This window comes from Acinetobacter sp. XS-4 (assembly GCF_023920705.1).
GTDB lineage: Bacteria > Pseudomonadota > Gammaproteobacteria > Pseudomonadales > Moraxellaceae > Acinetobacter.
The window spans coordinates 1,121,366-1,140,284 of record NZ_CP094657.1 but is presented as its reverse complement, the minus strand read 5'-3'; the positions used below and the strand labels follow the sequence as shown (position 1 = coordinate 1,140,284).

The window sequence follows — 18,919 nt, the reverse complement described above, 5'->3', positions numbered from 1 at the left end:
ATCCCTTACCAATGTAGGGCGTTTATAGCCTACCCATGCAGGCCATAAACTTTTTATTTGGATTAAATAAACCCCAGTAAAAAATACTCAAGTAACCTCTCCCTTTCATCTGGTTTGTTGGGGTCTAAAAGTTGAACCATCGCCCCATCAATCACAAATAAGAACATGTGTGCATCTTGTTTTGCGGCATTGGCATTGGTGGTTAAAAGCAAATTATAGATTTCATTAATGAACCAGTTTCGATATTCAACGACCACCTGATACGCCTTTGGATGTGTTTTTGAAATCTCAAGAATGGCTTTGAAAGGCAAATGGTAGAGTCCGTCTAAATCGGTATGTAAAAAGTAAATTTTGCGGAGCTTTTCAATTAGCGTTAATTCTTTTTGAACATTGATAATCGAAATCACCCCATGTTTAAGTCCATCTTTTTGAAAAGTTAAGCTCATTTTAATAAGACGTTCTTTCGAGTGAAAATAATTATAAAAAGTCGCTTTGGACGTTTTTGACAATTCAATAATTCGGTCTACCCCGACTTTATGAAAGCCATATTTATTAAAAAGATATCGAGAGGTATGAAGCACGCTTAAAGCACGAAATGGGAGATCTGAATGTGGCATAGTTTTACCGTTATAAATTAAATTTTTGTTGTATATAAATGAGATAAAAATGCCGCTGCTTTTTTGGGAGAAAAAAAGGCATAGCAAAGCCCATAAAGACTGTGCTTGGCACATCTCAAGTTTTATTGTTGATTAAGTTTTTGAGCCGTAATGACTTAAAGCCTGAAAACCCTAAAAGTAATCAAGCTGATAGATATGATTTAAGTCGTGTCGTTATAGCTTTTGGCAAAGGCTGCCAAGAAATTAAGAATGTGCAAAGCCAACTCCTTTTAATTGGGAGTTCTGCCAGACATTTATAGAATTATGGTGGCAGAACGGAAGAAGGTTGACAGACTAGTATTATCTCAAACTAGCACACCCGAGAGTGTCCCTCTCCCGTCCTACCGCTACGGGAGGGAACGAGTGGTACACCACACAAGGCTATTCCTCAGAAGGAAAAGCTCTGATGCGGGAGATAATATTCAGCCTGTCAAAGCCGGCTGGCAATGTGGCCAGCAGGCAAAGGATAAGCTTCACATTTATTGCAGTCAAGCACACAAAATGACATTTGTTTTAAATTAGATCATTAAAAAGTAAGGATAAATAATGAGTTGGTTATTGTTTAAGAGGGGTTTATAAAGGGGGAAGACTTGTGGCAGCTATAGCTAGAGATTTTGGTTATGATTACTATCAAGATAAGATAGTTGAGTTTTACTTACTTAATTCCCTCTATTGCTATAATTATGTAAACTTTCCATTTTTTATAATAAATTTTTGTTGAAGAACATTTTATGAAGCTTTCTAATTATAAAAGCCTAGTTATCGCTATTCTTGTTGGTATAGTTAGCAGTGGCTTATGGACATTCTTAAGTGGAACAGTAGCACCAGCAGTTACAGCCTATTTAATTAGAGTATCTAGTTCTTTTAGCAAAAAGGTCTTTATACAAATTTCTTCTCATGACTTAACTGCTTTACAGCAATCTACCTACTTTCTATTATCATTTTCGTATGTAATTTTAGTGTTTTTGATACTTTTCTCAATTTTCTTTGCAATGCTTTATAACAAAGAAAAATTTAATAAAATAAAAGCTGATATATATCAAATAGAAGCGGTAAGAGAAGATAGCATTTTAGAAGTTAGTCATGAAGATCTAATTAATGAAGTTAAAAAAACAGATAAAATTATCAAAAAACTATTTTTATTTACTAAAATCCTTTTCCCTGTTTCATTAATAATTTTGATTACTTTATCTTTATACTCAACATTAACCTCAAAATATGTTTATGAATCTATTACATATTTTGATTACCTTATAAAAGTAAATTCAGTAAATCTCGATGATCAAACTGAAAAAATGTATATGAGTAGGTTTACACAAATTCGCAATAGTAAAGATTATATAACTATAATCGTAGAACTCGAGAAATTAGCTTTGAAAAATGGCTTATCCTTCCTTCCAAATTCAACCATAAGAAAAGAGGAAGATTTATTAAAAGATCATCCAACTTCTAAATCAGTTCACTGGAATGATATTTAATATTAGATCAATCAATTGATCAAAACTTAAAATACAATATGTCTTTATATAACTTTATATAAACCAATAAAAAGCCCTAAACCATTACAGTTTAGGGCTTTTTAAGTCATGTAAAGCTATGGCGACTTTATATGTCTTTAATCTCTTGGTAGACTGATTGAGACACGAACTCGAAACCTCTACGATATCAAGGGTAGAATAATTAATTTAATTTCATATAGTTAATATATTAATAACGTATTTTTGACGCACAATTAATATACACTTTTGCCTAACTCATCCCGAACTACATCTATCCATTTATCGTAATAGTGCCATTGCTTCCCCGCCACTAATGCGCCGAAACCATTTGCCGGATTTTGGGCATCAAACTTTCGAACAAGTTGCGTATGCTGATGAAAATTAAAAGCCGAGTAACCTTCTGCTTTCATTTTAGTTACAACCTGTCCAGGCAAATATTTCGTTTTTTCAGTTTCCTTAATAACAGCGTAATGCTTATTTAACCCCTCAGCCAAAGGTGAATCTGATTTCACAAATTCAATCACTTTATCTGCCTGACCTTTTCTATTGGCTGTCTTTGGTATAAATAAGATTCGATATGCATATCTAGGATTAGCGTAATCATCCTCACTAAGCGCTTGGTCAAAATCAAGAATGTAAGAAGATATATGTTTTGGAAGCCCTTCTTGATCAATCAACATTTCTTTCTGTTCTTGGTCTATTGAGGAAAACTGTAAACTAAAAGAAAGATGATTTTCTATACCTAACTCATCACCAAAGAATTTCTTCAAATATTCATTATAGTTTAAACAACAAGCCTGAAATCTGGCACTTAATAAATCATCAATCCTATTCGTCATTTGATGTTCAATTTCATGCCTTAAGCCTATTAAGAATCTTAAATTATTTGCAGTATCTTTATCGATTGGATTCTCAGCGCTATTTAAACAACGCTCTAACTCCCAATACTTGAAAGCCCCTTTCGTAGTTTTATGATATCTTTTTCGAGTACCTTTCATATCAAAATATTTATATTCTATTTTTTTTGAGCGAAAGTAAGCATGAAAAAGATACGTCCATGCAATAATCATTAGAACAATATATGCTTCTGACTTAAAGCACATGCTTGGATTATTAAATATTTGCACACCAGCTAAAGCAGATTCTCGAGATTTCTTAATCAATTCACTTTTTACAGATGCTATTTGCCTTGTTTTTTTCATATATTCCCAATTTAAAATAAAGTTTAAATAAATTAATTTTTTGTTATTTTATTTTACTCGAATATTAATTTAAAACTTACTGATATTAATTATATTTGACGCAAAATTGACGTATTTTTATGAGTAAAATTGGCTTTTTTGACCTTTTACTCCATAAAATCCCCATTTTTTATTTTTATTAAAGACAAAAAAAAGACTTATAAGCTACTGAATTGCTTATAAGTCCTTGATATATCTTGGTAGGTATATCCAGACTCGAACTGGAGACCTCTACGATGTCAACGTAGCGCTCTAACCAACTGAGCTATACACCTAGAATGGAAAGCATCATATTCATTTTTCAAAAGCAAAACAAGTTATTTTCAATTGAAAAAAATACAAATGAGCAGACTTTAAGCAACCTTTTTTCATTTCCCAACAAAAGAAAAACGGTACATGGTTTAACCACATACCGTTTTGTTTAGCTGAATTTCAAGTTCAACTTAACAAGGACATTTCTTTAAAGTACCGCCTGCCGATGGATAACGCGCATCGACACAATGACGATAGAAAGTCTTTGCATCCATGGGTGTTAAATCAGGATGATGAGCTTTCATGTGCTCTACATAAGTCTGATAGTCTGGAACACCAACCATCAGTCGAAAGCTTTGCTGTAAACGCTGCCACAAGGTTGCAATACGCGACCAGTTCTTTGGAGAAAGCAACAGCTCTTTTTGCGAGAGCACCGTCATTTTGATGATTTTCGCAATAATGACAGTTCCATTTTTTGCAAATTTAAAATTCATCATTACTCTCCTCGTGGGGTGACCACTTCCGGATCGGCATATACAGCAGGCGCTTCATTTACTGTTGGTTTAGGGCTTGCTAAAGCACGGCGCACAATACCAATTGAAGCAATAATCATGACAATCGAAACAATCATAAAGAAGCCACAAAGCGCAGCATTAATCTGATTCGACATCACAATATTTTGCATTTCAGCAATACTTTTAGCTGGTTTTAATATTTCACCACGAGCAATCGCGTCAGAAAACTTATGTGCTTGCGCCAAGAAACCAATCTTTGGATTTTCGTGGAAAATCTTTTGCCAGCCCGCCGTCATACAGGTCACGAATAAGAAAATCGTTGGAATGATTGTCACCCATACATATTTTTCCTTTTTCATTTTAAACAGAATGACTGTACCCAAAATGAGTGCCATTGAAGCCAACATCTGGTTACCAACACCAAATAAAGGCCAGAGTGAATTGACACCACCGAGTGGATCAATCACACCTTGATAGACGAAGAAGCCCCATCCACCGACTGCAACAGCCGTACCAACCAAGTTACCAAAGAATGAACCTGATGCTTTAACCGCAGGAATAACAATACCAACCGTGTCTTGCACCATGAAACGACAAGCACGTGTACCCGCATCTACAGCAGTTAAAATGAATAACGCTTCAAATAAAATGGCAAAGTGATACCAGAACGCCATCATTGAACGGCTATTGAAAATTTCCGAAATGATATGTGCCATACCAATCGCAAAGGTAGGTGCACCACCTGTACGCGATAAAATCGAAGATTCTCCGACTTCCTGTGCCAACACAGTTAACATTTCAGGAGTAACAACAAAGCCTAAATTACGCACAGCTTCTGCTGCAGTTTCTACAGTTGTACCCAGTACAGCCGCAGGTGCATTAATTGCAAAGTACACGCCCGGATCTAAGACAGTTGCACAGATCATCGCCATAATACCGACGAATGATTCCATGAGCATACCACCATAACCAATCACACGAATATCAGCTTCGTTATCGACGAGTTTCGGTGTTGTACCACTTGATACAAGCGCATGGAAACCAGAAATCGCACCACAGGCAATGGTAATAAATAGGAATGGGAATAAGCTACCCGAGAAAACAGGGCCAGTACCATCAATAAAATGAGTCACTGCTGGCATTTTCAGTTCAGGTAATGCAATGATAATACCGACTGCTAAACCGAGAATGACACCAATTTTAAGGAATGTTGATAGATAATCACGTGGCGCTAACAATAACCAGACAGGTAAGACTGAGGCGATAAATCCATAAATGATTAAGCACCATGTTAGCTGTGTTCCTGTTAAGGTGAAAAATTCACCCCAGTAAGGATCTGCTGCAACATGTCCACCGTAAACAATGGCAAGCATCATTAAAACGAAGCCAATAATCGAAACTTCAGCAATACGTCCCGGGCGAATAAACCGCATGTAAACGCCCATAAATAATGCAATTGGAATAGTTGCTGCAATCGTAAACACACCCCATGGACTATGGGCGAGTGCTTTAACTACAACTAATGCCAATACCGCAAGGATAATAATCATTACCCCAAGCGCACCAAGCATTACAACAATACCAGCAAAAGAGCCCAGTTCCTGTTTTGCCATTTCACCTAGCGAACGACCGTCTCGACGCGTTGAAATAAATAAAACTAAGAAGTCTTGTACTGCACCTGCGACAACTACACCGACCAGTAGCCAGATTGTGCCTGGTAAAAAACCCATTTGTGCAGCCAAAATTGGCCCGACTAATGGCCCTGCTCCGGCAATTGCCGCAAAGTGGTGACCAAAAAGTACATATTTATTGGTGGGAACATAATCCAGACCATCGGCTAAACGGTGGGCTGGGGTTAAACGTCTTGGGTTTAATTCAAATACTTTAGTTGCAATAAATAGACTATAAAATCGATATGCAATGCTATATACACATGCTGCAGCAAGTACAAGCCAAACTGCATTGACATGTTCACCACGACTGAGTGCCAGCATCCCAAAAGAAATTGCACCTATAATTGCCACTAGGCTCCAGACCAGCTTGGAGGGAAGCGTAGATTTCGCTTTCATTGTGTCCATTCTTAACCTCTCAATAAATAACTACAGCATTTTTATATTGTTATGTACTGTTCTCTCTCAAATCCTTGTGACTGTACTCCTCCTTTAATTTTTTTCCTCTTATACTTTCGCATAAAAAAAGGGATGATTTACATCATCCCTTCGATAATAGTTTATTTTTTAACTATTATGCACGCTCTAAATAATCGCCAGTACGAGTATCTACACGAACGCTATCTTCTTGCTGAACAAATAACGGAACACGAACAACCGCACCTGTTTCAAGCTTAGCTGGTTTACCGCCACCGCCAGATGTATCACCGCGTACACCCGGATCAGTTTCAACAATTTTTAATACTACGAAGTTCGGTGCGCTTACAGTTAAAGGCACGCCGTTGAACAACATAATAGTACATTTTTCATTTGAATCGTCTTTTAACCATTTAGCCGCATCGCCCATTGCAGTTTTGTCTGCAGCGATTTGCTCAAAAGTTACAGGATCCATGAAGTTCCAAAGTTCGCCATCATTGTATAAGTAGTCCATTTCTACTTCTACGATGTCAGCCGCTTCTACAGTATCGCCAGACTTAAAAGTTTTTTCTAAAACTTTACCAGTTCTAAGGTTACGTAATTTTACGCGGTTGAACGCTTGACCTTTACCTGGCTTTACGTATTCATTTTCCATGATTGAACATGGGTTACTGTCAAGCATGACCTTAAGGCCCGGCTTGAAATCATTTGTAGAATAATTGGCCATGACTGGCACACTCCAAACTTAACAAGTCAACTATGCGATATAATGCGTTCTTGCATTATCTTAATCGTGTCAAATGATAAACTATTTATACCAAGAGCAAAACTGGCAATCGCAACTGAGTGACCTTATTACTGATCCGTCGGAGTTGCTAAGCCTACTCGAGTTATCCACCGATCAGCTATTATCAGGTGCGATTCTGGCTTCTGAACAGTTTAAATTGCGTGTTCCTCGCGCGTTCGTCGGAAAAATGAACGCAAAAGACCCGTTTGACCCGCTTTTGCTACAGGTTTTACCTCATCATTTAGAACTCGAAGAACATCCTGAATTTGTAACGGACCCTTTGGGCGAAGAAGCAGCAAATCAATTACCCGGCGTATTACATAAATATAAATCACGCTTTTTACTGACTTTGACTGGTGCTTGTGCCGTACATTGCCGTTATTGTTTCCGTCGTCATTTTCCCTATCAAGAAAATTTGCCAAAAAATGATGATTGGCTAAATATTAAAAATTACATCGAAGCGAATCCGCACATTAATGAAATCATTTTGAGTGGTGGAGACCCTCTTACGCTTTCTAACCGTAAATTAGCACTTTGGCTAGAACGTTTATCATCTCTCAAACAAATTAAGATTCTGAGAATTCATTCACGGGTTCCAATTGTGATTCCAAACCGGATCGACGAAGAGCTGATTTCTTTATTAAAAAACAGTAGGCTGCGTATTATTCTGGTGGTACACTCAAACCACGCTTCTGAACTCGATGACTTTACCTGTTCAAAATTGTTGCAGTTATCTGCCGAGCACATTACTGTACTTAATCAGGCAGTATTGCTTAAAGGCGTTAATGATTCTGCACAGACATTAATTGATTTAAGTTATCGTTTATTTGAAGCTCGCGTTATGCCTTATTACTTACATGTGTTAGATAAAGTAAAAGGTGCACAACATTTTGATTTAATACCATCTGAGATAGATGATATATATCGTGATGTGTTAGCGAACCTACCGGGGTATTTGGTTCCTAAACTCGTCAGGGAAATTGCGGGCGAAAAGAATAAAACACCGCTTTTTGGGGCAACAACATTTTGAGTTATATAATAAGTGATGATGAATAATGCACTATCGGACATTTTTCACAATCAAACCGAACTCACTCGTGAACGGTTAAGCTTTTGTGAAGCCAATATTAAAGATCTTAATGAATGGGTTACTACCCTTTCTATTATGCAACTCGGCGATACGTCAAAAGCATTATTCACCGCTATTTTAGAGCTCAAAGAATTAAAATGTAGTGAAACCTTACGTTTTGATCTTATACAAACGCTTCACCCCACCATTAATAACGTTCTTGCAAGTCTAGAAAAAAACTTTTTTAACCAAGGTGTGATTAGTACAGACCGTAACGAACATATTATTGAGTTAGCGATGTTGCTGCGTTGCTATTTCGCCAGTATTTATTTGAATATTGCACAAAATAGCCATGGGCAATTACAACATCAAAAGTTTTCTCTATTTGCCTATAAGCAAAAAAAGAACTTGCAAACGGCACGCACCTTATCGACTTTTCATGCACTACAACAATTAACGAGTCTCTTATATCAGCAGCATATGCTCTATAGTGAGCCTCTTAAAGGACAGTGGCTGGTTGCACATCAACTCTACGAAACTGCTGTTCAACACAAATATCATCTCATCAATATTAATCATATTCAGGGTATCCACCACCCTCTAGCAAATATTACCCAAGCTTATGCTCAGCTAATTCTGCTCGATATTTTAAATACAAATCAGATTCGCCAATCAGAAATTCAAGCCTTATTTCAATGTAGTTTTGACTGGGCAAGAATGATTCATATTTTGCCGAAAGATACAGCATTAACCAAATATGTGGTCGACCCAAGTAAAGACCATCCGCCAGTCTATAACACCAAACGCAGCTCTAACTTTAGCCCAAGCATTTTTATTGGCACACAGGCTTTACTTGAGCATGTCACTGCAACCATGCATAAAAATGCGCAATATATTTCTAAAAATGAAAAGTTTTATTTAAGCCCAGCGTTAAAGTTTCATGTTCAGACCATTTTAGGTACAACGGCTCAACGTCGTCACGAACGTTATGAGTACAATGCCGAACTACAAATTTGTTTTGGTTTAAGTACAGCTCATTTCTATCTTGCAAAAGCAAAAAACTTTGAAGAAACACTACAACTCAACAATAATTACAACTTACAAAGTGAGTCTAAAGTTTTATCAAATTTAGAGAAAAAAGAACAACAAACGACATCCTATCAACGCTTAAGTCGTGAAAGCAAAACCATTTATCAAACCACGGTTCTCGATATTAGTGTCAATGGATATCGTATTAAATGGTCTGGAGAAGCACCGAAAAATCTAAGAACCGGTGAATATATTTTAGTCAAAGAAACTTTGCATGGACAATGGCGCGGTGGCGTAATCCGCTGGATTAAACAGTCAACAGAAAAATCTCTAGAGTTAGGTCTAGAGATTTTGTCACAGGCAATGTTCCCTTGCGCAGTGCATATTCAAGCTGAGCGTCATACACGCAATTATCATCCTGCACTATTACTACAAACACAAAATCTAGAAGAAATACAAAATACGTTGATTTTACCGGGGTCACAAATTTTTAGAGAGCAACAAACAATTCATTTACGATTGGGGACAGAAGAAATCAAAGTGTATCTACTCAAAGCACAACTCATTACTCAAAGTTTTATTCAATTTCAGTTCGAACTTCTGAATGAGCAGCAACAAAATCTGCTTGATCAGTTCATGATGAAAAAGAATAGCAACTCTAGCAGTCAAGATTTATGGGAAGCACTAAAGTGAGAAACTCTTTATTATCTAAAAAGTTAAAACGTACTGAAACACGTTTACTCATTATTGATGACAACCAGCTACGTTATAACCAGATTTTAAATTTATTATTGGGGAATAATTATCAAGTTCATGCTTTATTACTTGATGATCTAAAAAGTTTCGAAAAACAGTTAAATACGCCTTGGGATGCTATTATTTTTGGTCGTGCTTATGACCTAAAAATTGAACAAACCCTCTCCCTTATTCAAGCATCTGAGCAGCCACATTTACCTGTTTTGTTATTGCAACCTGAAGATTATCAACCTCAGCAATATCAAACCTATATTCATAAAGGTATTTATGACGTAGTTCCATTAGAGCCGTTAGACTATTTTTATATCACGCTTATTCGGACCTTGTCGTATAGCCATTTATTACAAACCGAGCAACGTCTGACCAATGAATTGGAAACTATTCATTCTCATACACAAACATTGGTCAATAACAGCCATAAAGCAGTTGCCCTCTTTCAAGAAGGTATGCACGTTAAGGCAAATATAGAATACCTCAACCTTTTTGGCTTTAAGCAAGAAGAAGAGATTATTGGCCTACCCATCTTAGATGTTTTACAACCCAATGATTTAAATGTTTTTAAACAAAGATTTAAGAAGATTTCTTTAGGTCAATTTGATCAGGCACGTTTTGAAATCCAGAGTCAACATGCGGCAATTTCAGGTAATAATGCTTTAAAACTTGAATTTATTCCTAGTCAGGAAGAAGATGCAGTACAGTTAACCATTGACTATCAACTGGATTTACAAACACCTGCAAATACCGTTTTTTCTGAAAAGAGTTATGGGTCAATTAACCCGTGGCAACAGATTAATCGACAACTATCGACACATCCAGCTCAAGCAAATGCATTGGTTTTATTTAGACTAAATCAGTGTCCAGACCGTGTGTTTCAACTAGACTGGCAAACCCCTGGGCAATATTTTAATCAACTGCAAAGTTTCCTGAAAGAACAGGCTCAAATGCCGATTTTCAATCTTGAACTTGGCGCATATCTTGGGGTTTTGCAAGCCGAAAACAGTACAGTCCTTAACTCCCAATTGGCTGGTCTGCAAAGTTTGCAAAAAGAGCATTTATTAACGGTTGATGAACTTAATTACTCAGTGCAATTCAAACTGAGTTATGCCCAAATTACTGAACAGTTAAATGAAACTAACTTTGCAAAGCTTATTGATCAAACAAATCAGCAAGAGCTACCTAAAGCAAAATCAGAAATTGAGTTAACTCCAACAATCGATATTATCTCTTCTGAACCAACCAATTCCTCCCTATCACTTGATTTAAGCCTTCAAGATATTGATGCTCCTGTGCAATCATCGCTATTGCAGCAATTAAAGCAACAGCTAGCACGGGGTGAAATTCATTTAAAATATCAGCAGATCTATGATAAGCATGATCAAGAAACCCATAACTACGAAGTGACGAGTGGTTTTATTGCAGATGAACAGTGGCATGATTTAAATGATTTAGCCGTATTAAGAGATGACAGCGAACTTTCGATTCAATTAGACCGTTGGATTTTGGTCGAGGCTTGCAAGCAGCTACATAATTTCATTACGCAGTACCCGAAAGCTAAGCTGATTATTAATCTGAATATTGATATCTTGCTCAAAGATAAATCAGCCCCTGAGCTTATTTCGAAATTACTCACCATTATTGGTAGTAAGCAAGAAAGCCCGTTGATTTTACAATTTTCAGAGCAAGCAATTCAGCCACATCTTACAATTGCACAGCAACTCATAGCCCGCCTACATCAACACGGCGCAGAAATTTCAATTCGGGATTTCACATCTTCTATGTATAGTGAATCAATATTGCAACAACTTGATGTTCAATATTTAAAATTGCAATCGAAAAAGACAGAGCTATTAAACTCAGACGCTGGCTTATCGCAATTACAGGAAATGATTCTGAATTATTTGACTGTAAAACCTGTTGGGATTTTACTTGCAGATCTTAATGATATGAACTTGTTTGCGAATGCTTGGAATGTAGAAGCACGTTTCTTACAAGGTCGCTATTTCCAGAAAAGACTTGATCGCTTAACAGACGTACAAGACCAATAATGGTCTTGTCGTCCACAAACAAAAAACGGGCATAAAGCCCGTTTTTTGTTTCGTTTTCAGTATTAACGCTTGATAGAGCGAGACATACCAGAAAAACGTTGTTTGAATTTGTCGATACGACCACCAGTGTCTACATTCTTTTGCTTACCAGTGTAGAAAGGGTGGCAAGCTGAACATACGTCAAGGTAGATAGTGTCTTTACCTAAAGCAGAACGAGTTTCGATTACGTTACCGCAAGAACAAGTTGCTACTAATGTTGCATATTTTGGGTGAATATCGGCGCGCATCGTCGATTACTCCTAATTTAGAAAGGCTTAAGCTGTTATCGCAATTGATCACTCTCAAAATAAATCGAGGAAAGCTCAAAATGAGCAGATCAACACCACAACAGACCATTCTTTTGGCTCACCGAAACCCCTAGGGTTAGAGCTAAGCACAACAAGTGGACAAGATTATACGCCAAATAATTTTTATTTGCGAATTAATCTTTAGATTTAGCCCAGTAATTTGCAATGACCCCGCAAACCATTAATTGAATTTGGTGAAAGATCATAATAGGTAACACAATCATGCCTAAAGGTTGACCAATAAATAAGATTTGCGCCATCGGCACACCACTTGCCAACGTCTTTTTTGAGCTACAAAAGAAAACCGTAACTTGATCTGCTCGGTTAAATCCAAAAGCACGCGGTAAATACAGTGCTAATAACATAATGATGGTTAAAAGAACTGAACAAGCAACCACTAAAATAAGTAAGGTTTTCCAGTTCACCTGATGCCAAAGGCCTGCAACTACTGCCCCACTGAATGCACCATACACCACCATCAAAATTGAGCCTTGATCGAATGCTTTAACAATACTTGGAACTTTTGCCATATAAGGAAAAATATAAGGACGTAATATTTGTCCTAAAATAAATGGCACTAACAGCAACAATGTAATTTGTATAATTGAAGCAGTCGGATCGAACCCATGTTGGCTTTGGCCTAAAATAAAAAAGCTCACCAACACTGGTGTGATAAACATACCGATCAAATTTGAAAAAGATGCGCTACAGACCGCTCCAGCCACATTCCCTTTTGCAACTGATGTAAATGCAATAGAAGATTGAACTGTAGAGGGTAAAAAGCACATAAACAGAAAACCCCAATACAGCTGCTGACCGAGTAGAGGTAACAAAATCGGTTTAGCTAACAAGCCAAGTACGGGGAAAACAAAAAAAGTAAATGCGAAGACAAGTAAATGCATTTTCCAATGCAAAACGCCTTCGATTACAGCCTCACGAGAAAGCTTCGCACCATGCAAAAAGAATAAAATTGCAATTGCGACTGTAGTCAGTGTATTGAAATATTGCGCTGCTTGACCACTGACTGGAAAAAATGTTGCTAGCAGTACCATTCCAACTAACAAAATTGTAAATCGATCAAGTGCCAATAACTTCAACATAGCCACATCCTATGATTATTTTAGATAATAAAAAACCCAGTTGATAAATTGACCATCTGGTCAAGCGTTCATCATACTGGGCTAAAAAAATAAAGCTAGACTTTTAAGATCTAAATCTTAAAGCATCATAGTCAATTTTTAGTTATTTGTCGCATTAGCATCTTGTTGAATCAACTCGATTTTATAACCGTCTGGATCTTCAACAAATGCAATAACGGTAACACCACCTTTCATTGGGCCCGCTTCACGCACAACTTTACCACCACGTGCTTTAATTTCTTCACACGCTTTGTAGGCATCGTCAACACCAATCGCAATATGACCATAGGCATTGCCTAACTCATAACTTGAAGTATCCCAGTTATGGGTAAGCTCAAGCACAGTATTGGTTTCTTCATCACCATAACCAACAAATGCCAGTGTAAAGCGCCCTTCTTCATAATCACGTTTACGAAGTAACTTCATTCCTAATACTTCGGTATAGAACTTTAAAGATTGTTCTAAATTGCCTACTCGCAACATTGTATGAAGCATTCGCATGTTTATTCACCTGCCTTTTCTGATTCATGAGTTTGATGATCTTTTAGAAGCTTTCCAACCCAAACCACTAAAATCAAGATTGGAATACCAATAAGAGTGGTCATCAAAAAGAACTTTGGATAGCCAATATTACTCACTATGGTACCTGAATATCCACCCAAAAGTTTTGGTGTGAGCGTCATGAGTGAACTAAAGATCGCATATTGAACAGCTGTAAATGACACACTCGTTAAACTTGAAAGGAATGCAATAAATGCTGCACCAGCCAAGCCAGACGCTAAGTTGTCGACAATAATGGCAAAATAAAGCCATAAAGAACTATATGGTTTAATTACCTTACCGCTGATTTCAACTGACTGGCCAGAAAGAGGATCGATGTAAGGGAGTGGCTCAATATTTACATCTAATTCACTTGTCGCTTTTAGATTTTCGCTCACTGCATATGGATGAGATGCAGAAAGTATTTTTTGTTCGCCCTCTACCACTGCTACATCAAGTTTTTTACTCGTTGATGCCACTAATTTTTTCGCATCAATTGCTGCACTAAAAACACCTTTTTGGTCAGTCATTTTTGCATCAAAATTTTGCCCATCAAGACTAATTATAATTTTTTGTGCAGGAGTTAAAGCTTGTCCAAAGTATTGGCCACGAACGACAACACTTCCCTCTCCCTCTTTAAATGAAACCTGATCATTTCCCATGACAGGTAAAATTTGTAGAGGTAATTTTGCCAATTCAGTAGTGAGTAATGGCTGAGTACGTACTATAGGCGGCACAGTATTTTGTGTAGTATAAGCAGCCTTTACTTCAATTTGTTTTGTTCCGCTAAAAGCAGAACTTGGAACTTCTAATTTCCATAAACCCACTTCATCTGGTTTAACTTGATAGCTTTGACCGCCAACTTTTACATCAACCATATCTAATGGCTGACCAGATTTTACGAGCCCAATGAAGATTAAATTTGTAGAACTTGCTAAAACTGCACCCACAAACATAAGCTTCATAATGTTTATGCGCTGTGCTAAAAGTCCACCTAAGAACCCACCAACTAGACTAAATAAAACGCCATAGATTTTGACCGCTTCGGCAATTTCTTCTTTACTAAAGTTCAGATCTTGATAAAACACATTGGAAATGACGCCAGCAATAATGTCTGAAATACGGAAAAAACCAATGAGAAGTAATAAGACTAATGCAAGTTTGACACCATAACGTTTAAAGAAATCTAAAATGGGTGCAATCCATGTTTCTTTCGCCATTTGCTGATTAACTACACCAAATTTAACCAGTAGATAACCCACAAAAATGGCACAAGCTGTGGCCGTTAAGAATCTTAAAGCTTCTAAACCAAATAATGCGGCGTTGTCTTTTATATTTCCAGCTTGTGAGATTGCATCTGTAATCTGTCCAGAATAAATGTAGGTAACTACAAATGAAATAACAGCAATAAAAAATACGAACACCAAACGGTAATAATCACTACTCTTATAGTTTTTATAGACACGATTTACCTGAGGTTCACGAACAAGTAACGTCGTTACAATACCGACTAACATAACCGCTGCCATGGTTAAATAAGTCATTTTCCAAGCTTCGTAAATGTAATTACCTTTAGCTGTTCCCAAATGTGCAGCTAGAAATAATGCCCCCGCTCCAGCCACGATCATTCCGATTCGATAACCAGCATTATAAGTAGATGCCAACACGGTTTGCATTTCTGTTTCGGCTAATTCAATACGGTAAGCATCAATTACAATATCTTGTGTTGCTGCTGAAAAACCAAGTAACACCGCACCTACTGCCATTTGAACCAGATAACTCTGGCCTAAAGCCGGATCAGAGAAAGCCATAATACAAATAGCTAAAATGATCAAACACTGTGCGATTAACAACCAAGCACGTCTTCGGCCTAACATTTTAGTTAAAACAGGAACAGGTAACTCATCAATGAGAGGAGCCCAAACGAACTTAAAAGAATAACCTAGAGCCGCCCAGCTAAAAAAAGTAACTGCACTTTTATCAATGCCCGCTTCTCCAAGCCATAAAGAGAGACTAGAGAAAATTAATAAAATTGGAATTCCGGCAGAAAATCCAAGAAACAGCATAATTAATGCACGGCGATCTAAAAATGCTTTAAAAGCCGAGACCCAACCCGAAGCTTGTGTGGTCATTCGTTTTTTATTTTCCATAAATTATAAATGTGCCTATTCAAACTCTTCTTACAATTGCTTTCAAGATTCTTTATGCAAACATTTTGGGTTTGGCGATAAAAACCGCAAGTTTGCTTGATATTTTATGCTAAACCTGTATACCTTTAGGCTTCAAACTTCGTTTTCTTTTGCTGGATATCAACAGTGACACAAAAACTTGATCAAGTGACTATTTCAACTTTATCACTCGCTAAAACAAACACCACAAACGTCACAGTAAATGCATTTCCTTCAGCTTTTGAGAAACCTGATATAAAAATGACCTTAGATAAGACAGTTTTAAAACCTGAACAACTTACACATATTCCAGATTTTGAAAAAATTCCAGCTTCGACAAAACGCATCAAACCTCTTAATAATTTTTTAGGTCAAGATCGTGCAAAAGCATCTGTAGAGGCGGGAATTTCTTTACCCTACTCAGGCTATAATATTTTTGCAGTAGGAACTGCTGGTTTAGGCAAACGTACCATGATTAAACGTTTGTTACAGCAGCACGCCAAAACAATGCCAACGCCTGATGACTGGGTGTATGTCTATAATTTCAAGCAAGCACGTCAACCTATTGCTCTACGTTTTCCAGCTGGTCAAGGCACTAAGTTTCAACAGGCACATGATCAAACTTGGCAAATTATTTTAAAACAACTTGAACGCCGTTTTAGTGCAGAGACTTATCACAATCGTATTGAACGTATCCGTCAGGAAACAGGTGATGTACAACAGCAAGCGCTTGTTGAACTAACCAAAGAAGGTGAAGAACTCGACTTAAAACTCATTTCGCGTAATGAGAAACACGGTTTTGTGCCAGTACAAGTCAAAGATGATCAGGTTCAAGAACTTACCCAAACAGATATTGATGCGTTAAATAGTAAACAACGTGCTGAAATTGCTGCCAATATTCGTTATATGGATAAAAAGCTGGATCGCCTTGGTCTACATTTAGGTGATTTAGAAGATGATGCACGTGACAAGGTTTCTGTGTTAAATCGAGACATCGCTACTCAAGTCGTTATGCCAAGAATGGATCTGATTTTAAATAAATATGGTCAGGTTAAAGGGCTCGAAGATTACTTAAAACAATATGCGCAAGATATTATTGATAATGTTGAACTGATTTTAGAACAAGATGAAGATGATTATGCTCCATCAATGTTTAATCGTGTTCCTGCACGTTATCAAGCCAATGTGATTGTTTCAAATAAACCAAATAGCGGTGCTCCTGTTATTTTTGAAGACTTTCCAACACACTATAATTTACTCGGTCATGTTGAACAGCTCACCCATAACGGCACAATTATCACAGATTTCACTTTGATTCGTCCGGGTTCATTGCATCAAGCCAATGGCGGATTTTTAATGCTTGAAGCTGAGCAGTTACTAGAGCAACCTTATGCTTGGCAAGGTTTAAAACGCGCGCTTAAATCTGGACAGCTTAGATTATCTTCACTCGAACATATGCTGACTTTAACAGGTAGTATTTCGATTGAACCTGCTGCAATTCCACTCGACATTAAAGTTATTTTAATGGCTGAACCTGAAATTTATTATGAAATTTTAGAGGTTGAACCAGAACTTGGCAGTGTCTTTAAAATTCGTGCAGATTTTACCGATACTCTTCAGCGCAATGAAACAAATGAACAAGCCTATATGCAGTTGATTGCCGACTATGTACAAGCTGATAAATTATTGCCATTTGATCGTAGCGCTTTAGCAGCTTTATTAACTGACTCTAGCCGCCAAGCTGAAGATCAGAGCTCATTATCATTACATGCATCTACTTTAGGTGATCTCATTCGAGAAGCACACCACCATGCGTTTAAAGCCGAAGATAAGATCGTCACTGAACAGCATATCAACCTAGCTCTACAACATCGTCAATACCGCTTAGGCTATTTAAGAGAACTTTACTGGCAAGATCTGTCACGTGGTACACAATTAATCGAAACATCTGGATACCGTTTAGGTCAAATCAATGCCCTCTCTGTTATTCATTACGCAGATGTTGAGTTTGGTTTACCTTCACGTTTAACGGCGTCTGTTTATCAAGGTGGCGGCGATATTCTTGATATTGAACGTAGTGTAGAACTTGGTGGTTCACTTCACGCTAAGGGCGTGTTGCTGATGTCTAGCTTCTTGAAAGCTCACTTTGGCCGTGAACAGATTTTGCACTTCTCTGCTGCGCTTGCATTTGAACAGAGCTATGGTCAAGTCGATGGTGATAGTGCCACTGTTGCTGAACTTTCTGCGTTGATTTCTGCGATTAGCCAGATCCCAATTGATCAATCATGGGCGATTACTGGCTCTATGAACCAGTTAGGACAAGTTCAGCCAATTGGTGGCGTAAATGCAAAAATTGAAGGCTTCTATGATGCATGTAAATTGCAAGGTTTGACAGGTAAGCAAGGTGTCATCATTCCTCGTCAAAACATGCAGCATTTAATGTTACGTCAAGATGTTATTGATGTTGTTCGCAGCGGCCAATTCCATATCCATGCGATTGATACAATTGATCAGGCACTTGAAATTTTAATGGCTCGCCCAGTCGGTACACTCGATAAAAAGGGTAAATACAGCAAAAATTCTATTTATGCAGCAGTGATGGAACAACTTGAATATTGGCAAGCCATTGAAGATGGTGCTGAAATTGAAGAAGAACCAAAAAAGAAGAAGAAAAATAAGAAAAAAATTAAGAAGCATGAAGAACTTACTGCGAATGATCTGCCACAAGAAAATGCAGAAGAAGTTGCTGCATTAAAACAGAAGTAATAAAAAAGGGCCTGTAAAATACA

General features: G+C 37.4%; 14 protein-coding genes and 1 tRNA gene. 5 read left to right on the top strand and 10 right to left on the bottom strand.

Translation table 11 applies throughout. From position 1 onward, the window contains the following. Window positions 1–62: 62 nt before the first annotated feature. Window positions 63–617, bottom strand: a complete 555-nt coding sequence (locus tag MMY79_RS05285) for a TetR/AcrR family transcriptional regulator (RefSeq protein WP_252612415.1) — start codon at window positions 615–617, stop codon at window positions 63–65. A gap of 770 nt (window positions 618–1,387) precedes the next feature. Here MMY79_RS05285 and MMY79_RS05280 point away from each other — a divergent pair. Continuing rightward, a complete protein-coding gene (locus MMY79_RS05280; protein WP_252612414.1) occupies window positions 1,388–2,134 on the top strand; it encodes a hypothetical protein in 747 nt (248 codons plus the stop codon). A gap of 254 nt (window positions 2,135–2,388) precedes the next feature. Here MMY79_RS05280 and MMY79_RS05275 read toward each other — a convergent pair whose 3' ends face one another. The 5 genes from MMY79_RS05275 to efp form a co-directional block, all read right to left on the bottom strand. Next, on the bottom strand, window positions 2,389–3,357 hold the full coding sequence (locus MMY79_RS05275) for a DUF3644 domain-containing protein (RefSeq protein WP_252612413.1): 969 nt from the start codon (window positions 3,355–3,357) through the stop codon (window positions 2,389–2,391). Window positions 3,358–3,594: 237 nt separating this feature from the next. Beyond that, window positions 3,595–3,671 (bottom strand) — tRNA-Val (locus MMY79_RS05270). Between the two features lie 168 nt (window positions 3,672–3,839). Beyond that, window positions 3,840–4,145 carry a YbdD/YjiX family protein gene (locus tag MMY79_RS05265; protein WP_004790909.1) on the bottom strand — a complete coding sequence of 102 codons (306 nt, stop codon included), beginning with the start codon at window positions 4,143–4,145 and terminating at the stop codon, window positions 3,840–3,842. Continuing rightward, window positions 4,145–6,241, bottom strand: a complete 2,097-nt coding sequence (locus tag MMY79_RS05260; protein ID WP_252612412.1) for a carbon starvation CstA family protein — start codon at window positions 6,239–6,241, stop codon at window positions 4,145–4,147. Before MMY79_RS05260 ends, MMY79_RS05265 begins: the two co-directional genes overlap by 1 nt. A 166-nt stretch (window positions 6,242–6,407) precedes the next feature. Further along, window positions 6,408–6,977 (bottom strand): elongation factor P, encoded by a 570-nt coding sequence (gene efp, locus MMY79_RS05255; RefSeq protein WP_004643557.1) that lies wholly within the window; start codon window positions 6,975–6,977, stop codon window positions 6,408–6,410. A 73-nt stretch (window positions 6,978–7,050) separates the two neighbouring features. On the opposite strand from efp, the gene epmB reads away from it, so the two are divergent. From epmB to MMY79_RS05240, 3 genes are read left to right on the top strand one after another with little or no spacing between them, the layout of a single operon-like run. Continuing rightward, the gene (epmB, locus tag MMY79_RS05250) at window positions 7,051–8,067 is read left to right on the top strand and encodes an EF-P beta-lysylation protein EpmB (RefSeq protein WP_252612411.1); all 1,017 of its coding nucleotides are present in this window, start codon (window positions 7,051–7,053) and stop codon (window positions 8,065–8,067) included. Window positions 8,068–8,082: 15 nt separating this feature from the next. Next, complete coding sequence (locus MMY79_RS05245) at window positions 8,083–9,828, top strand: GTPase (protein WP_252613441.1); 1,746 nt, start codon at window positions 8,083–8,085, stop codon at window positions 9,826–9,828. Continuing rightward, window positions 9,825–11,936: an EAL domain-containing protein gene (locus tag MMY79_RS05240; protein WP_252612410.1), complete on the top strand. Its 2,112-nt coding sequence runs from the start codon at window positions 9,825–9,827 to the stop codon at window positions 11,934–11,936. The genes MMY79_RS05245 and MMY79_RS05240 overlap by 4 nt, the downstream gene beginning before the upstream one ends. Before the next feature lie 62 nt (window positions 11,937–11,998). Here the strand turns inward: MMY79_RS05240 and rpmE are convergent, their stop codons facing one another. The 4 genes from rpmE to MMY79_RS05220 form a co-directional block, all read right to left on the bottom strand. Next, complete coding sequence (rpmE, locus tag MMY79_RS05235) at window positions 11,999–12,223, bottom strand: 50S ribosomal protein L31 (RefSeq protein WP_003650476.1); 225 nt, start codon at window positions 12,221–12,223, stop codon at window positions 11,999–12,001. A gap of 194 nt (window positions 12,224–12,417) precedes the next feature. After that, complete coding sequence (locus MMY79_RS05230) at window positions 12,418–13,389, bottom strand: bile acid:sodium symporter family protein (protein WP_252612409.1); 972 nt, start codon at window positions 13,387–13,389, stop codon at window positions 12,418–12,420. Window positions 13,390–13,521: 132 nt separating this feature from the next. Then, complete coding sequence (gene gloA, locus MMY79_RS05225; RefSeq protein ID WP_005307276.1) at window positions 13,522–13,923, bottom strand: lactoylglutathione lyase; 402 nt, start codon at window positions 13,921–13,923, stop codon at window positions 13,522–13,524. Between the two features lie 2 nt (window positions 13,924–13,925). Beyond that, window positions 13,926–16,112 carry an MFS transporter gene (locus tag MMY79_RS05220; RefSeq protein WP_252612408.1) on the bottom strand — a complete coding sequence of 729 codons (2,187 nt, stop codon included), beginning with the start codon at window positions 16,110–16,112 and terminating at the stop codon, window positions 13,926–13,928. Window positions 16,113–16,277: 165 nt separating this feature from the next. On the opposite strand from MMY79_RS05220, the gene MMY79_RS05215 reads away from it, so the two are divergent. Continuing rightward, window positions 16,278–18,896, top strand: coding sequence for an ATP-binding protein (locus MMY79_RS05215; RefSeq protein WP_252612407.1), 2,619 nt, complete (start codon window positions 16,278–16,280; stop codon window positions 18,894–18,896). Window positions 18,897–18,919: the final 23 nt, after the last annotated feature.